The 14,297-nt window shown below is 48.0% G+C and carries 10 protein-coding genes; 4 read left to right on the top strand and 6 right to left on the bottom strand.

Annotated elements, in window-relative coordinates; genetic code table 11:
• The first annotated feature begins 119 nt into the window (after positions 1 to 119).
• The 3 genes from DRW41_RS01850 to DRW41_RS01840 all read left to right on the top strand — a co-directional run bounded on the left by DRW41_RS01850 (position 120) and on the right by DRW41_RS01840 (position 3,940).
• Positions 120 to 1,016, top strand: a complete 897-nt coding sequence (locus DRW41_RS01850; RefSeq protein WP_115450257.1) for an ABC transporter ATP-binding protein — start codon at positions 120 to 122, stop codon at positions 1,014 to 1,016.
• Positions 1,017 to 1,028: 12 nt separating this feature from the next.
• A complete protein-coding gene (locus tag DRW41_RS01845) occupies positions 1,029 to 1,985 on the top strand; it encodes an ABC transporter permease (RefSeq protein ID WP_115450256.1) in 957 nt (318 codons plus the stop codon).
• Positions 1,986 to 2,116: 131 nt separating this feature from the next.
• Positions 2,117 to 3,940, top strand: coding sequence for a GGDEF domain-containing protein (locus DRW41_RS01840; protein ID WP_142752170.1), 1,824 nt, complete (start codon positions 2,117 to 2,119; stop codon positions 3,938 to 3,940).
• A 96-nt stretch (positions 3,941 to 4,036) separates the two neighbouring features.
• On the opposite strand, the gene DRW41_RS01835 is transcribed toward DRW41_RS01840, so the two are convergent.
• The 5 genes from DRW41_RS01835 to DRW41_RS01815 form a co-directional block, all read right to left on the bottom strand.
• Complete coding sequence (locus DRW41_RS01835) at positions 4,037 to 5,293, bottom strand: GNAT family N-acetyltransferase (RefSeq protein ID WP_115450254.1); 1,257 nt, start codon at positions 5,291 to 5,293, stop codon at positions 4,037 to 4,039.
• Between the two features lie 19 nt (positions 5,294 to 5,312).
• A complete protein-coding gene (locus tag DRW41_RS01830) occupies positions 5,313 to 6,194 on the bottom strand; it encodes a GNAT family N-acetyltransferase (protein ID WP_181884378.1) in 882 nt (293 codons plus the stop codon).
• Between the two features lie 262 nt (positions 6,195 to 6,456).
• The gene (locus tag DRW41_RS01825; RefSeq protein ID WP_115450252.1) at positions 6,457 to 7,623 is read right to left on the bottom strand and encodes a glycerate kinase family protein; all 1,167 of its coding nucleotides are present in this window, start codon (positions 7,621 to 7,623) and stop codon (positions 6,457 to 6,459) included.
• A 397-nt stretch (positions 7,624 to 8,020) separates the two neighbouring features.
• Positions 8,021 to 10,981, bottom strand: a complete 2,961-nt coding sequence (locus DRW41_RS01820) for a type III restriction-modification system endonuclease (protein ID WP_115450251.1) — start codon at positions 10,979 to 10,981, stop codon at positions 8,021 to 8,023.
• Between the two features lie 4 nt (positions 10,982 to 10,985).
• Positions 10,986 to 12,872, bottom strand: coding sequence for a site-specific DNA-methyltransferase (locus DRW41_RS01815; RefSeq protein ID WP_115450250.1), 1,887 nt, complete (start codon positions 12,870 to 12,872; stop codon positions 10,986 to 10,988).
• Between the two features lie 277 nt (positions 12,873 to 13,149).
• On the opposite strand from DRW41_RS01815, the gene DRW41_RS01810 reads away from it, so the two are divergent.
• Positions 13,150 to 13,722 carry an FAD-dependent oxidoreductase gene (locus DRW41_RS01810; RefSeq protein WP_115450249.1) on the top strand — a complete coding sequence of 191 codons (573 nt, stop codon included), beginning with the start codon at positions 13,150 to 13,152 and terminating at the stop codon, positions 13,720 to 13,722.
• A gap of 67 nt (positions 13,723 to 13,789) precedes the next feature.
• Here DRW41_RS01810 and DRW41_RS01805 read toward each other — a convergent pair whose 3' ends face one another.
• Positions 13,790 to 14,173, bottom strand: coding sequence for a VOC family protein (locus DRW41_RS01805; protein ID WP_115450248.1), 384 nt, complete (start codon positions 14,171 to 14,173; stop codon positions 13,790 to 13,792).
• Positions 14,174 to 14,297 lie beyond the last annotated feature (124 nt).

Raw genomic sequence — 14,297 nt, 5'->3', positions numbered from 1 at the left:
ATCCATTTTTATGAACTTCTTCCATTTTACTTCTTGGGTGGATTTAATACCAATAAGAGATAGTGTACTATTATAGTTGAAAACCAAGTTTTATAGAGCAGCATTTGGAGGGCAATGCCGTGGAAACCGTACTTGAATTAAAAAATGTAAAAAAGGCAATCGGAAGGAAAACAATCATTAATGGCCTGAGCTTCACCGTCCGCAAAGGTGAAGTATTCGGCTTTCTTGGACCAAATGGCGCGGGCAAAACGACCACGATCAGGATGATTGTCGGGCTCATGGATATAACCGAAGGAGATATCATTATTTGCGGTAGCAGCATCCGGAATAAATTTGAAGAAGCGATTGGGAATGTCGGGGCGATTGTTGAAAATCCCGAAATGTACAAGTTTCTATCAGGCTATCAAAATCTCCTTCAATACAGCCGAATGCACGGCGGCATAACAAAGAATAAAATCTCGGATGTCGTTCACCTTGTCGGGCTCGCCGATAGGATACATGACAAAGTAAAAACGTATTCACTCGGAATGAGGCAGCGGCTCGGGCTTGCCCAGTGCCTCCTGCATGACCCAAAGCTCCTCATCCTCGATGAACCGACCAACGGACTCGATCCAGCCGGAATCCGGGAAATCAGGGACCACCTTAGGATGCTTTCCCGGGAAAAAGGAATGTCCGTAATTGTTTCGAGCCATCTCTTATCAGAAATGGAGCTGATGTGTGACAGGATCGCCATCATCCAGCATGGCGAGCTTGTCCAGGTCCAGGAAGTGAATGACTTCGTAGCCGAAACCGGAAGCAGTTATTCATTTGAAACAGGCCCGCTTGGAGAATCTGCCCGCTGGCTTCAGGCTGATTGGGGCGCCAAGCTCACGGACGGCGGCTTTACGGTCAGCGCGAGGCGGGAAGACATTCCTTCCATTCTGAAAAAATTAATCGGGGCGGACGTTGCCGTTTTCGGAGTGAAAGCGGAATCGAAAACATTGGAAGACCGATTCCTCGAGATTACGGCCAACTAAGGAGGGGCATTCATGAAGAATCTAGTACTAAACGAATTAGTAAAAATTTTCAGCAGGGCCGGAACGTATGTCATGATTGGCCTTATTGCCGTCCTGGTAATGGGCATGGCCGGGCTTTCAAAATACGAGGAGTACGACAGCCCTCCGAAGGAAAATCCCCATTGGAAGGCGGAGCTTGAAAAACAGATTGTGAATGACCAGGCCTCTCTCGAAAATTTCGGCAAGAACAACTCGAACCTTGTGCAATTTTACAAACGGGAAATCGCAATCAAGGAATACCGCATCCTGCATGATATGGCTCCCCCGGCCGGTATGCATGTTTGGTCATTCGTTGGAGATGCAAAAAGCTTTATCAGCTTTGTCGGGCTTTTTGCCATTGTCATCGCGGCGGGAATCGTTTCATCCGAATTTTCCTGGGGAACGATTAAGCTCCTGCTGATCAGGCCGATAGCGAGATGGAAAATCCTTCTTTCCAAGTATTTGGCCGTACTCGTTTTTGGCGTTGGCCTATTAACCTTGCTGTTTGTCTTTTCCCTGTTGGTGGGCATAATCCTTTTCGGGCTTCCGGACCAACCTGCTCCCCACCTCGTTTATACCGGCGGGCATGTGGTTGAACAGAACATCGCCCTGCAGCTAATTGCCGAATATTTGCTTAGCTCCATTGACATACTGATGGTTGCGACGATGGCTTTCATGATATCGGCTGTTTTCCGGAACAGTTCGCTTGCAATAGGGATATCATTGTTCCTGCTTCTCACCGGCAGTACATTGACTATGCTCCTTGCTGGCAGGTTCGAATGGACAAAGTATTTCCTTTTTGCGAATACGAACCTTACCGTCTACCTTGATGGCACGCCTCCGATTCCGGGGATGACGCTTGGCTTTTCCATCATGATACTGTTTCTCTACTTCACAATTTTTCATTTACTCGCTTTTTTGATATTTTCAAAGAGGGATGTCGCAGCATGAGCCTGAGTTTTTTTACGTGATCCCCTCTCTTTTTGTAAGAAAATTGTAAATTAAGGCAACCTTAACCAATTGATATGATGTATAATGAAATTGGGTGATGCTTTTTGAAATATGGGGCCATTATTGTAGCAATGTTGACACTTCCAGCTTTGTTATACTTACATATTAAAAATATGGATACTCTCCTATTATCGGTTTCTCTCGCGGCCATTGCCCTGTGCGTCCACACCCTCTTTCGGCTTAATTCAGCGAAGCAGTCCGCGAAAAACTTACAGAATGAAATTATTGATAAAAACAGGAAGCTTGACACGATGTTCTTCCATTCCGCGCTCGGGATCATGATTGCGGATAAAAGCGGCCAGCTATTGGACGCCAACCCGAAATTCATCGAAATGATCGGGTATACCATGGAAGAATTGAAAACTCTCAGTTTCATTGACCTGACCTTTCCTGAAGACCGTGAGAAGGACAGGGAGCTTTATGAACAGGCTGTAAAAAAGAAGCTTTCCTATACGAAGGAAAAAAGGTACCGCAGGAAGAACGGCGAGATGTTCATCGGGAAACTTTCGGCATCATTTATTCTTGGCGGAGACGGCGAGCCTAAGTATACAATCGCACATGTGGAGGATATCACGAAGGAAAAGCTTCTAGAAAAGGATTTGAAGGAAAGCCAGAAACGGTATCGCGACCTTGTGGCCTATTCACCTGAACCAATCATCGTCCACCGTGACGGCGTTATTATTTTCGCTAATGAAAAAGCCTGCGCTTTGGTCGGAATGTCCATGAAAGAATTGCACCAAAAGTCCATTTATGACTTTATCAGCCCCGCCTACCACAGCAGGACGAAGGTAAGGCTTGGTGAGCTCCAAAACATCATGGGGGAAGAAGAAACGCGCCATTTTAAAATAATCATTCCCGGCGGCCAAAAACTAACCATCGAAATTACCCATAAAGCGATTGAATATGAAGGGCTTCCCTCAATCCAGGCAATCTTTCGCGACGTCACAGAACGAAAGCGCCTTGAAAAAGACCTTCAGAAAGCGACAGAACGCTATCGGTTCATTACCGAGAACTCAAAAGACGTCATCGCCTTCCTTGATCCCAATGGTTGCTATGACTACATTTCTTCTGCCTGCAGGGATATTCTCGGATATGAGCCGGACGATCTGATCGGAAAAAATGTATTCGGTTTCATCCATGAAGAAGACGCCACGGAATTTGAAAAAGCCCAGCTTGAAAATCTCATCGGGGTAAAGGACTATTTTTCAATTGTTTACCGTCACAGACAGAAGGACGGCAGCTATCGGTGGATTGATACGGTCGCGAAGGTGCTTTTGAATGAAAAGGGTGAAATTGACTCCTACCTGGCGATATCCCGCGATGCGACTCAGCGGAAAGAAAAGGAGAAAAGCCTCGAATCCGCGAACGACTTCCTGAAGATGCTTTCTTCCCTCGACGGCCTGACCGGCATTCCGAACCGGCGTTATTTCGAGGAAGCCCTTGAAAAGGAATGGGAGCGGAACAAAACAAATGAAACGCCTATATCCGCAATCATGCTTGATATCGACTGCTTTAAGCTTTACAACGACACGTTCGGCCACCTAGCCGGCGATGACTGCCTTAAGCAGGTCGCATCGATTATCCGGGATTCACTTAAACGGCCGAGGGACCTTGCGGCAAGATATGGCGGAGAAGAATTCATCATTCTTCTGCCAGAAACAGATAAAGCCGGGGCCTTGGTGATTGCCGAGATGATCAGGGAGTCAGTCAGGAAGCAGGAAATCCCTCATACAACTTCGGAAATCGACTCCTATATCACCATAAGCGCCGGACATGCGACGATTGTGCCTGACGCCCAGTTTTCCCCGAAAGATTTAATCAGGGAAGCAGACACCGCTCTTTACCAGGCAAAACGCGACGGAAAAAACAAAGTATGCTCCCGGCTGGCCAACTAGATTGTTAGCTGGACCGTTAGCGTAAATGGGTACAATTCCATAGAATCAAAAACGCCGGTTTGATCTTGACCGGCGTTTTTTGTACTGAATTATTTTTTAAAAAGGCGTGGTGCAAAATGGTTTTTCATTAACTCGGAAAGCCTGTTCCATGAGGGGAGCAAATTCGGGTCTGCTAAGCTTCAACCTTCCATACCGGTGCAGCTTCCCAAAGTCGACTGATCCGGCCATCAAGGAGGAGAAATCCGCGATATCCATTTCAATTTCAACCTCGCAATCCTCCGCCTTCCCTTTCAATAGCTTGCCGTCTTCAATCCTGAAGCTGATTTTTGCAGGTGCGCCCGACTCAAAGCTGTCGTGGACAACCATTGTAAAATTTGCTGTCACGTTGTTGAAAGTCCGGCCCTCCAGGTCGACAATCACCTTATTAAAGTCGATGACCTTGTACATCAGGCCGACGCCTGCCCGATTCGTTTCGTGAAAGACACTTGGAATCAAGTATTCGCTGCCATTCCGCGCGTCCCCCAGCATATATTCAAGACCGTCATCCTGTGTATTCAGGACAATCCGCTCAATCTGGTCAGACTGTGAATTCAGGAACTTGGCAATGCTTGTAAGGGCGTCCGGCGTTTCATAAATGAACTCCCTGATAACAAGATTATTACGGAGGAAATTTTGCTTATCCACCTGCTCAAATCCATACACGATATAGCCGTTCAGCTCCTCGCCATTGAATGCGCCGAGAACGCGGTTATCGGGGTTTTTAAAAAGAGCATCCATGTCGAAACCATTTTTGAGAATCATGCCATGTGTTTTCTTCGCGTATCGGTTATAGCATTCCCGGATTTTTTCCTTATCGGCCTCGCCCAGCACCGCGAGCCCTTCCTTGCTTCCGTTTGATGGAAAGCTGTCAGGCCTGATTCTGTACTGATTCATCTTCGTCCCATAACCGAAGCCCATTTTTTTATAAAAATCCGGCCTGAAAGGATAGAGCAACGCCATCGACGCACCTTTTTCCCGGGAGTAGCGAATGAAATGGCCAATCAACTCTTTGGCAACCTTCTCTTTTTTATGCAAAAGGTCGACGGCGACAAGTCCGACTCCCCCGGCAGGCACTATTTTTCCAAAAAGATTCATTTCAAATGTGTGGAGCCTCATCCCGCCAAGGAGTTTCCTGTCCCTGAAAAGGCCGTAAAACTCGATCGTTCCGGATTCTTCATGGATGCGGCGGAGATTAGCCGCGAGTTTCTGCTTATATTCTGGTGTGTTTTCCTTATTTGCCGGAAAGGCCTGTATGGCAATATAAGCAAAATCAAGGAATTCATCCCCAGCCAATTTTCTGATGGTAGATTCCATATTGTTTCCCCCCGGAACGTTATTCCATTTCACGGTTCATCATGACCTGGTAGGCAAATGGCGTAAAGCCGATGTCCTTCAGTGTTTCATGGGTTAGCCGGCTTCTTTCCTTCGGTAAATTCAGGACTACCCGTCTAATATCTTCCTCAAAGGATCCAAAAACCTGCATTAACAGAGCCTGCAGGATTTCCTTCGCATCTTCCCTGCTTTCGTCGGCTTCGCATTGGCAAAGGGTAGTTGAAATATGGACGCCTTCTCCATTAAACGCCTTTTTGAAATACGCATATCCCACATCTTTTCCGTTTTCATCAGACATAATAATCGCTTCGGCATCCTTCGCGCTTTGCCAATGCGTCTGCCATGGATTTCCGCCCTTGTAAAAAGAAAGGTTGCCAACCTGGGCAGGGTACGCTTTCTTAACTGAGAACCCTTTCCTGTCAGGAAATGGGCTTTCGGCAAGCTTCCCTTTTAGTTCAAGGAATTCTAGCTCATCAACGGTTTCATAGCCCAAACTTTCATAGAGAGTAATCGCTTTATCGTTTCCTTTAATGGCTTCAAGCATCGCGAGCTGGACGCCTTCCTGCTTATAAAGATCGAGCGTTGCTTGCATAAGCGCCCGCCCAACGCCCTTCTTCCGGAATTTCACCGCGACTGCCGTGCCTCCGTTCCAGGCCGTTTTTACCCCTTTGATCGTGCGTATTCCATTCACGATCAGCCCTGCAGGCTCTCCGTCAACAAAGGCTACGACACTCATCGATGGCGAAAGATCCTCAGCCGGAAACCTCCTCAGGAACGTTTCGATGTCCATCGTCAAATTTACAAAATACTCCTCGAAGCCAGTGTTCCAGGCTGTCAGGGCCTCATTGAATGTACAGTCTGTAAGCCGTTTTATCTCTACCATTCTCTCTCCCCCATAAACTTTATTTTCCATTCTTTCTCAGTTTAACTATATGGGGGTTTAGCCGTCAAAAATGAACCGCCGCCCAGGGAATGGCCGGGCGGCGATGAAATTTAATATTCTGATTGTAATGAATGGGTATTATTTAAGTGGGGCTTTTCGTCCATGAAAACACTTTCGAACGTAAACCACACTCTAAATTGTCTTCATAAGCAAACTGGAGCTTTATTCATCAAAGGGGGATCCACTAATTCTAATATCCAGCCTATTCATCATAGAAGAATTTGCAATCCTTTTTAATTGCAAGAAGCCTTGCCACATTTTCGGACGCCCTTTCCAAATTCCTGGGTCCCTTCGCCAGGGCTTCCTCCAACGGAACAGCGCCCTCTGTAATCCCGAAAATTGCATCAATTTTTTCATAGAGCGGTTCAATGGCATTGCCGATTTTTCCTGCAAAGGCAATGACTGGCTTGTTCCAGTTTTTAGCGAGTTCTGCGACTCCGTACGGCGTCTTCCCGTATTGGGTCTGAAAATCAATGCTTCCTTCCCCGGTCCAGACCATATCCGCGTTTTTTACTCTTTCCTCCAGCCCGGTGTATTCGATAATAAGGCTAATTCCCGGTTTCAGGCTGGCTTGCATGAATGCCATTAGCCCGGCGCCAAGCCCGCCTGCCGCTCCTGCTCCAGGAATATCTATGACATCATTACCAAGCTGTTTTTTGATGACCTCAGCAAAATTCCTCAGGTTTTCGTCAAGCGTTTCAACCATTTCCGGACTCGCCCCTTTTTGCGGCCCGAAAACACGGGAAGCACCCTCTGGCCCGCAAAGAGGGTTCGATACGTCGCAGGCAACCTCGACAGCAATAGATTTCAGCCGTTGATCGAGCCTATCAAGGTCGATCCCGCGAAGTTTTCCAAGGCTTCCTCCCCCTTTGGGAAGTTCATTCCCGTTTTCATCGAGGAACCGTCCGCCAAGCGCCTGGACCATTCCGGCGCCGCCGTCATTTGTGGCGCTTCCGCCAATGCCGATCAGCAGCTTTTTAATGCCGAGGTCAAGACAGGCGCTAATCAGCTGCCCAGTCCCATAGGTCGACGTTATGAGCGGGTTGCGTTTCTCCTTCGGCAAAAGATGGATTCCGCTCGCGGCCGCCATTTCGATCGCCGCCGTTTCCCCGTCGCCCAGGATTGCATACTCCGCATCTACGTCTTCCCCAAGAGGGCCGCTGACCGTTTTTGTGAAAATCCGCCCACCTGTGGCATCCGCTAGTGACCGCATTGTCCCTTCTCCGCCATCGGCCATCGGGACGTGGATGCAGCGGGTGGGAAAGCCGGATTTATTTATTCCCCGTTCCATCGCCTCGCACGCCTCTTTCGCCGTCATGCATTCCTTGAACGAATCGGGGGCGAGTACTATTGTAATTTCCTTTTTCATGTGTTCCTCCGCGCGATTTTGTTTCTTTAATCGTAACAATGGCGGCGGTATCCGTAAAGCGCCGGAATTCCGGAACAAAATGCGCAAGCGCCTTCGTGACAGGCAAAGGCCGCCTGTCCCTGCGATGATTATTCTTAGGAGCTTTCCTTAGTGGTCAGCCCCGACCAGCATAAGACGGGGCCCGCAGGACGGGCCTGCCCTCCGAAGGGAACCGGCTTATGACCTCGAGGGGCTAGGCGCTCCTCGGAAAAGAAGAACACTTTTCCTTCGTGCGATGCTATGCTACCGTAGCTTTCCTTGTGGAGCTGGATTACAATATCTTGTTTCGAGTTATCCACAAGGTTCCACTTTATAATTTCCTAGACAACAAAAAAGCCCGGGGGTTCCCCGGGCTGCTTCATCCATTTACTTTCAGCATAAATTCATTTACATCGCTTTCTGGTCCGGCAAAAGCTATGCGTGCGTCAATTGCTTCAAAGTGCTTTTTTGCGAATTTGATTTTCGCCAGTTCTTCGGGACGTAGCCCGGACTCGATGGTAGTCCCTTTCGTCTCGATGACAAAGTACAGCTTTTCCACTCCATCTTTTGTGATGACCGCGGCCCAGTCCGGGTTATAATTGCCGACTGGCGTATCAATCTTGAACCAGCCCGGCAGCTTAACGTAAACCTTGACATCCGGGTCATTTTCGAACCGTTCGGCGAACTTAGCCTCGATTGTATATGAATCGTACAGCACATAATCAAAAGGGGACTTTCTGCTTGGCAGTGCGTTGTCGTTCAAATAGGCGAGTAATTCCTCACTTTTGAAAAGTTCGACCGCGTAGCATGCGCCATCCCCAATTTTGTGGTACCGGACCCCATCGGCGAGCAGTAGCCTCATTTCCCGCTGAATGATTTTCGAAGCTTCCTCAATGAACCTTTGCGGATTGTTTTTAAAATCGTCCAGCCTTCCGCATGAGGCCAAAATCCGTACTACTGTCTTCCTGGTCAAGTTTGTCCGGTTCTGCAGCTCGGTGATGATGTCGGGCAGCACATGGCCTGGAGCAATATGATCTTCGACACGCTCGCTTGTCATCGAACCTTCGACGCCTGATAATCTGTCAATGCCCGAGATTCTATCCTTACGCGAGATGATCCGCACCCTGTCGATTTTAGGCATCGAGGAAATTCCCGCAGCCGCTTTTTCGATCAGCTCACTGCTATCGAATTCGACGGAATAGACTGTTTTGTATTTAATTTTGTCCCAAAGCTCAAGAAACTCGGCTGAATCGAGGATTGCTTTATTCAGCTTCACTTTCCGCTTCTTGGCAGCGTCCTTGATCGGCAGGCGGTTTACTACATGATTCAATTCCCTCAGGATGGCCGATGACCAAGGGGCAAATTCGTCCGGAAGCGGAAGCTCGCCTGTTTCCATGGCTTCCTTCAGGGAGCCAGTTGCTTTGTCTTTCCTGTCCACATACCCGGCAGCCTTCAGCCAGGCGTACAGCTCCGCCGATTTATCATAACCAAGAGCCAGCAGTTCATCGGTTTCCGGATTAAAATAACCGAGCTTCGCAAACGTATGCGCTTCAATTTTCCCAAAAACAATCCCTGTCTGCTCTTCCATTTCCTTCTGAAGATTTGCGACAAACTCTTCATACGATTCATTTGCCATTACGGTAAGCGTGTTGATATTGTAATCATCAACGCGCTCTCCTGACTGGTTTACGGCAAGCCGTAAGCCACGGCCGATTTCCTGGCGCCTGCTTACATACGTCCCCGCTGTATCCTTTAACGTACAAATCTGGAACACATTCGGGTTATCCCATCCCTCACGGAGCGCGGAATGAGAGAAAATGAACCTAAGCGGCTCATCCAGGCTGAGGAGCCGTTCCTTCTCTTTCATAATGAGCGAGTAAACATCAGTATCGGCGGCTGTGTTACCTTTCGTATCCTTCAAAACGCCTTTTTTATCCTGGGCAAAATAACCGTTGTGGATCCTGGCTGCCTGCGCGGATTCCTCATCGATGTCTTCGAAAAGGCCCCGGTATTTTGGCTTCCGGATCAGCTTCCGGTATTCTTCTTCAAAAATCTCCGCATAGATCCCGGGAACCGGGTTTCCGTTCCGGTCGTAATCACGGTAGTTGGCAACCTTGTCGATGAAAAATAAACTCAGCACCTTGATGCCTTTAGGCTTCAGCTGCAATTCTTTATCAAGGTGCTCTTCGATTGTTTTACGGATTTGATACCGTTTCAAATTATCTTCCCCATGAGCGCCGATTGCCTCTCCAACCGCAAGCCTGTTCCCGTTTACCTCGATTGACTCGCTGCCTTCAGTCCAATCGATTTGCTCCACGAACAAGTTGCGGTATAGTTCCCTACCGCCTGAAACGTCGAACAGGTCGTCGCCGTTTTTCACCGTTTTGGCTGTACGCTTCACTTTTCCCCGTGTTTCCACATCCAGTTCAAGCTTCGCCTTTCCGGGCTTCACTTCAATCAGCTTCATGTAAGGAAGGTTATGATCCTCCTCGGAACGGACCGACATGACCTCGATTTTTTTAACGAGTTTTTCATTATACGCATCGACCGCGTCAAGCCTGTAAACCATGTTGTATTTTTCCACATGAGTCGCTGAAAAGCGAAGTGTGCAAAGCGGCCGCAGCGAGGAAATTGCTTCTTTAGACTTTGGCGTTGTATCAACGCTTTGCGGTTCATCGATGATGGTGATTGGGTTCGTCTGCTGGATGAACTCAATTGGGCGGTATCCATTCATCCGGTCATTCGCGCGGTGTATGAGGTTCGATTTATCCTCCCTGTCCGGATCATCAAAGCTTTTCCGGAAGGCATCAATGTTGATGATCATCACCTGGATGGCTGTCGCGGTCGCAAAATTGCGCACCTGATCAAGCTTGTCGGAATCATAAACAAAATACTCGAGCGGGGTCCGGTCATAAAGTTCCGCAAAATGCTGTTTCGTCACCTCAAGCGATTTATGGACGCCCTCCCGGATCGCAACGGACGGAACGACGATGACAAACTTTGAAAAGCCGTATTTCCGGTTCAATTCAAAGATTGTCCTCAAGTACACGTACGTTTTCCCTGTACCGGTCTCCATCTCGACGGTAAAATTCATGCCATCAAGCATATCGCTTCTAGCAAGGCCATTTTCCACTTGGATTCCTTGGACATTTTTCAGAATTTCTTCCCCGGTCAAATCCAGCCTGTTCCCCACTCCAAGGTCGGTTTGAAGCATCCCGGCGCCTTCCCCGTATGAAACAGTGAAGTTTGACTGCTTCAACGGCTGTCCTTTAAAAATGTTAACAACCGAATCAATTGCCCGCCGCTGGTAGGCCAGGTCAGAAATAAATTTCAATTTCATCGGCCTACACGCTCCTGACATCGAGTATTCCGTTTTTCTTTAGCGTCTGGATCGCGTTTGTTTTGACCGTATCATCCGGGAAGCCGGATTCCTTAAAGATCACCTTCACATCTGCATGGTCCGGTTTATGCTTCGCCAGCCCATTGACAAGCTCAAGGGTGATTTCATCTTCAAGGCAAAGCAAGACTGCCCCATTGCCGGCCTTAAAAATCGACTTTCCGGATATTTGGATTTCCTCGACTGTTTCCGTCAGTGGGATTCCAACCTTCAGGAGCATCTCGGCAAGAAGGTCTTCCTTCGTCCGGCCTTCCTTGATGCTGTTCTCAAGGTCGAACAGGTTTTTTTCGAGATTGTCGGTGTCCGGGTCCCATGCCTTGATGTTCGAGCTATCGAGCCTGTACACCTTGAATCCGGTATCTAGGTCCGCTCCTTCCCCGGCATCCATCTTTTTCCCAGCGCGGCGGATGCGCTCTTTCGCAATTTCGCAAATCGTCTCGAATCCTTCCCTCGCCGCTTCCGAATCAGGGCTTGTCCGTTCAGGAAGCTGGACCATTATGAACTTCCGCTTGCTGCCGTATTCCCTGTTCACGTCCATGACGGCATGTGCGGTGGTGGCGGAACCTGAGAAGAAATCGAGGATGAGGTCATCCTCTCCCGACCCAATCAGGATGAAATCCTTAATAAGCTCAAGCGGCTTCGGGTTGTCGAACACCTTTCCGTTAAACAGGCTTTTCAGCAAATTCGTCCCATTCCCCGAACTGTATTCCGGCTTGTAGAAAAGGGATTTCGGTTTTTTGCCGCGAATGCCCTTGTCCTCTTCAAGGCGCTGCTTTTTGTAAAAAGAAATGCCGTTCGCAGTCTTTTTCACAATGATCTCATCGTACGTTTCAGCGAGTGTTTCCTTCGAGCGCCGCCATGACATTTCCTTGCCGTCGGCTGTTTTCGGAAACACCTCGTAGTCTTCGGCATTCATTCGCTCAATCGATATGCGCGAAAGGTCCTTCGTGATGTAAATCGGATAATAGCCTTTCGGGCGTTTTTCACGCGCGCCCGCCTCGCCTGTCCGCATCAGCGTCGCGCCCTGCTTGTAATAGCCCTTCTCATCCTTGAGGCTATAATCGCCGATATCTTCCTCTGTCAGCGGCAGCTCGCCAACCGAATCCTCATTGGCAATGTTTTTTGCATAAACAAGTGTGTATTCATGTGTTCCCGAAAAGCCGTATTGGTCATTGTTCCCTTTCAGGTTCATGATGGTCGGCAGCTGGGCGACGAAATTGATTTCGCCGAAAATCTCGTTGCAGACGGCGCGAAGGTTTGTTACCTCGTGGTCATCAATGGAAATGAAGATCACCCCATCGTCCGAAAGCAAGTTCCTGGCAAGCTTCAGCCGCGGGTATATCATGTTCAGCCAATCGGTATGGAAGCGCCCGCTCGTTTCCGCGTTCGCCTTCGTCGCCTGGCCCGTCACTTCCTTGTAGTTTTGCAGATTGTCGATAAAATTGTCCTTGTATACAAAATCGCGGCCGGTATTGTACGGAGGGTCGATATAAATCATCTTTACACTACCGAAATACGCTTTTTGCAAAAGCTTGAGGACCTCCAGATTATCGCCTTCAATATAGAGGTTTTCAGTGGAGTCCCAGCTCTTGCTCGAAGCCTTATCAGGGCGGAGCGTTCCGGTGGAAGGCGCCTGGGCGATTTTCAAAGCCTGCGATTTTCCATTCCAGCTGAACTCATAGCGCTCCCTGCCTGTTTCGACTGTCTCGCCTAGCAAAGCCCGCAATTTTTCAAAATCTATTTTCCCGTCTGTGGCCGCGTCAGGAAAAAGCCGCATCAGTTCGCTGATGTTTTGCTTCCTTATATCAAGAGAGGTGCTTTCTACTTTTTTCATCCAAAACTCTCCTTAAGATGAGAATCTTTGGGCAGGACATTGAATCCTGCCCGCAATCATTTCTTTTTTAGTATAGCAAACTCGCCTGAACGGATAAACGCCGCATGCACAGGCAAGCTGGTGTCGGGGCCGCCTCCTGTGCTAAAGTCAGTGGAAATGAACCTTCCGAAAGTGGAAAACACTTAAATTTGTTTCTTTAAAGTCTACTTGTTTGACTTTTCCAAAAGCGTTGTTTTAACATATCTTTAGTTCAAGATATCTTTAAGGAGGCTAAAGCATGTTTGATATCGCAATTATCGGAGCAGGACCCGCGGGTGCTAGCGCGGCGCTTTTCGCAGCAAAGGCAGGAAAAAAGACCGTCGTGATTGACAGTGACAAAGGGATGACGAAGCGTGCCTGGGTTGAAAATCATTATGGCGTAACTGAAATTTCCGGTCCAGACCTGATTGAAACAGGAAAATCCCAAGCGAAGAAATTTGGAGCGGAAGTACTTGAAGATGCTGCCACTAACGTTGAAAAAACTGAAGGCGGTTTCAAAATTGAAACTGAAAACAAAGGCACTCTTGAGGCAAAGCACGTAATTTTTGCGACAGGCATTTCAGTGGACCTTGCTGAAAAGCTTGGCGTAAATACGAAACCGGGTACAGAACCAAGGATCAAAACCGTCCTTGATGCAAATGCAGACGGACGGACGAATGTTGCGGGCGCCTGGGCTGCCGGCACATGCGCGGGCGTCAGCGTCCATACGATCATCACCGCCGGGGACGGAGCGAAGGTTGCCATCAACGTCATCAGCGAGCTTAATGGCGAACGTTACGTGGACCACGATGTTTTAAAGCCTAAGGAATAAGAATGCTTTCCCGCATTACCCATTTTTAAAAAGAGAACGGCCAGGCATGCGCTTGGCCGTTTTTAATCTAACAATTGCAAATCATCAACACATTGCCATCGGGATCTTCAAAATTAAAATACGCAAACTCTCCAATCCGTTCAATCTCCCTGACAACCAGAATATCATTCTCTTTAATAAACGCATACGCTTCATCGATATCTTTTACAAATAAATTGAATAATACATGTTTGGATGGCCTCAATGTAAACCCTGGGTCAAACGTATGGTCATCAAGGGTTAAGCCTGTTTGGCCAGTTACCGGGATGTTGTATACCGGGGATTGAACTTCCTCAAGGTTGATTGGCAGGCCCAAAAGGTTGCTGTACCAGGCCGCGGATTTTTTCAAATCGCTGACATGGATGAATACATTGTTTATTTTGCATGCGATTGGCGATGCTGTTGTTTCCATTCGAATTCCACCTTTTTGTTTTATCCGCTATGTATTCTCCTTTTCAATAGTGAATACCTTTTTATAGTGTAAAGTTCCTCTAAAATGCTAAGTCTTAATCATTGCAAGTTTGTAAAAAAACCTA

Source organism: Neobacillus piezotolerans, from assembly GCF_003362805.1.
Classification (GTDB): Bacteria; Bacillota; Bacilli; order Bacillales; family Cytobacillaceae; genus Bacillus_D; species Bacillus_D piezotolerans.
Note: the sequence above shows the minus strand (reverse complement) of the source record. Positions and strands in the feature narration are given on the sequence as shown.

Excerpts from the sequence above, each read along its gene's own strand:
- DRW41_RS01835 (WP_115450254.1), bottom strand. The coding sequence starts at position 5,293 with ATGGAATCTACCATCAGAAAATTGGCTGGGGATGAATTCCTTGATTTT.
- DRW41_RS01825 (WP_115450252.1), bottom strand. The coding sequence starts at position 7,623 with ATGAAAAAGGAAATTACAATAGTACTCGCCCCCGATTCGTTCAAGGAA.
- DRW41_RS01810 (WP_115450249.1), top strand. The coding sequence starts at position 13,150 with ATGTTTGATATCGCAATTATCGGAGCAGGACCCGCGGGTGCTAGCGCG.
- DRW41_RS01805 (WP_115450248.1), bottom strand. The coding sequence starts at position 14,173 with ATGGAAACAACAGCATCGCCAATCGCATGCAAAATAAACAATGTATTC.
- DRW41_RS01845 (WP_115450256.1), top strand. The coding sequence starts at position 1,029 with ATGAAGAATCTAGTACTAAACGAATTAGTAAAAATTTTCAGCAGGGCC.
- DRW41_RS01815 (WP_115450250.1), bottom strand. The coding sequence starts at position 12,872 with ATGAAAAAAGTAGAAAGCACCTCTCTTGATATAAGGAAGCAAAACATC.
- DRW41_RS01840 (WP_142752170.1), top strand. The coding sequence starts at position 2,117 with ATGTTGACACTTCCAGCTTTGTTATACTTACATATTAAAAATATGGAT.
- DRW41_RS01820 (WP_115450251.1), bottom strand. The coding sequence starts at position 10,981 with ATGAAATTGAAATTTATTTCTGACCTGGCCTACCAGCGGCGGGCAATT.
- DRW41_RS01830 (WP_181884378.1), bottom strand. The coding sequence starts at position 6,194 with ATGGTAGAGATAAAACGGCTTACAGACTGTACATTCAATGAGGCCCTG.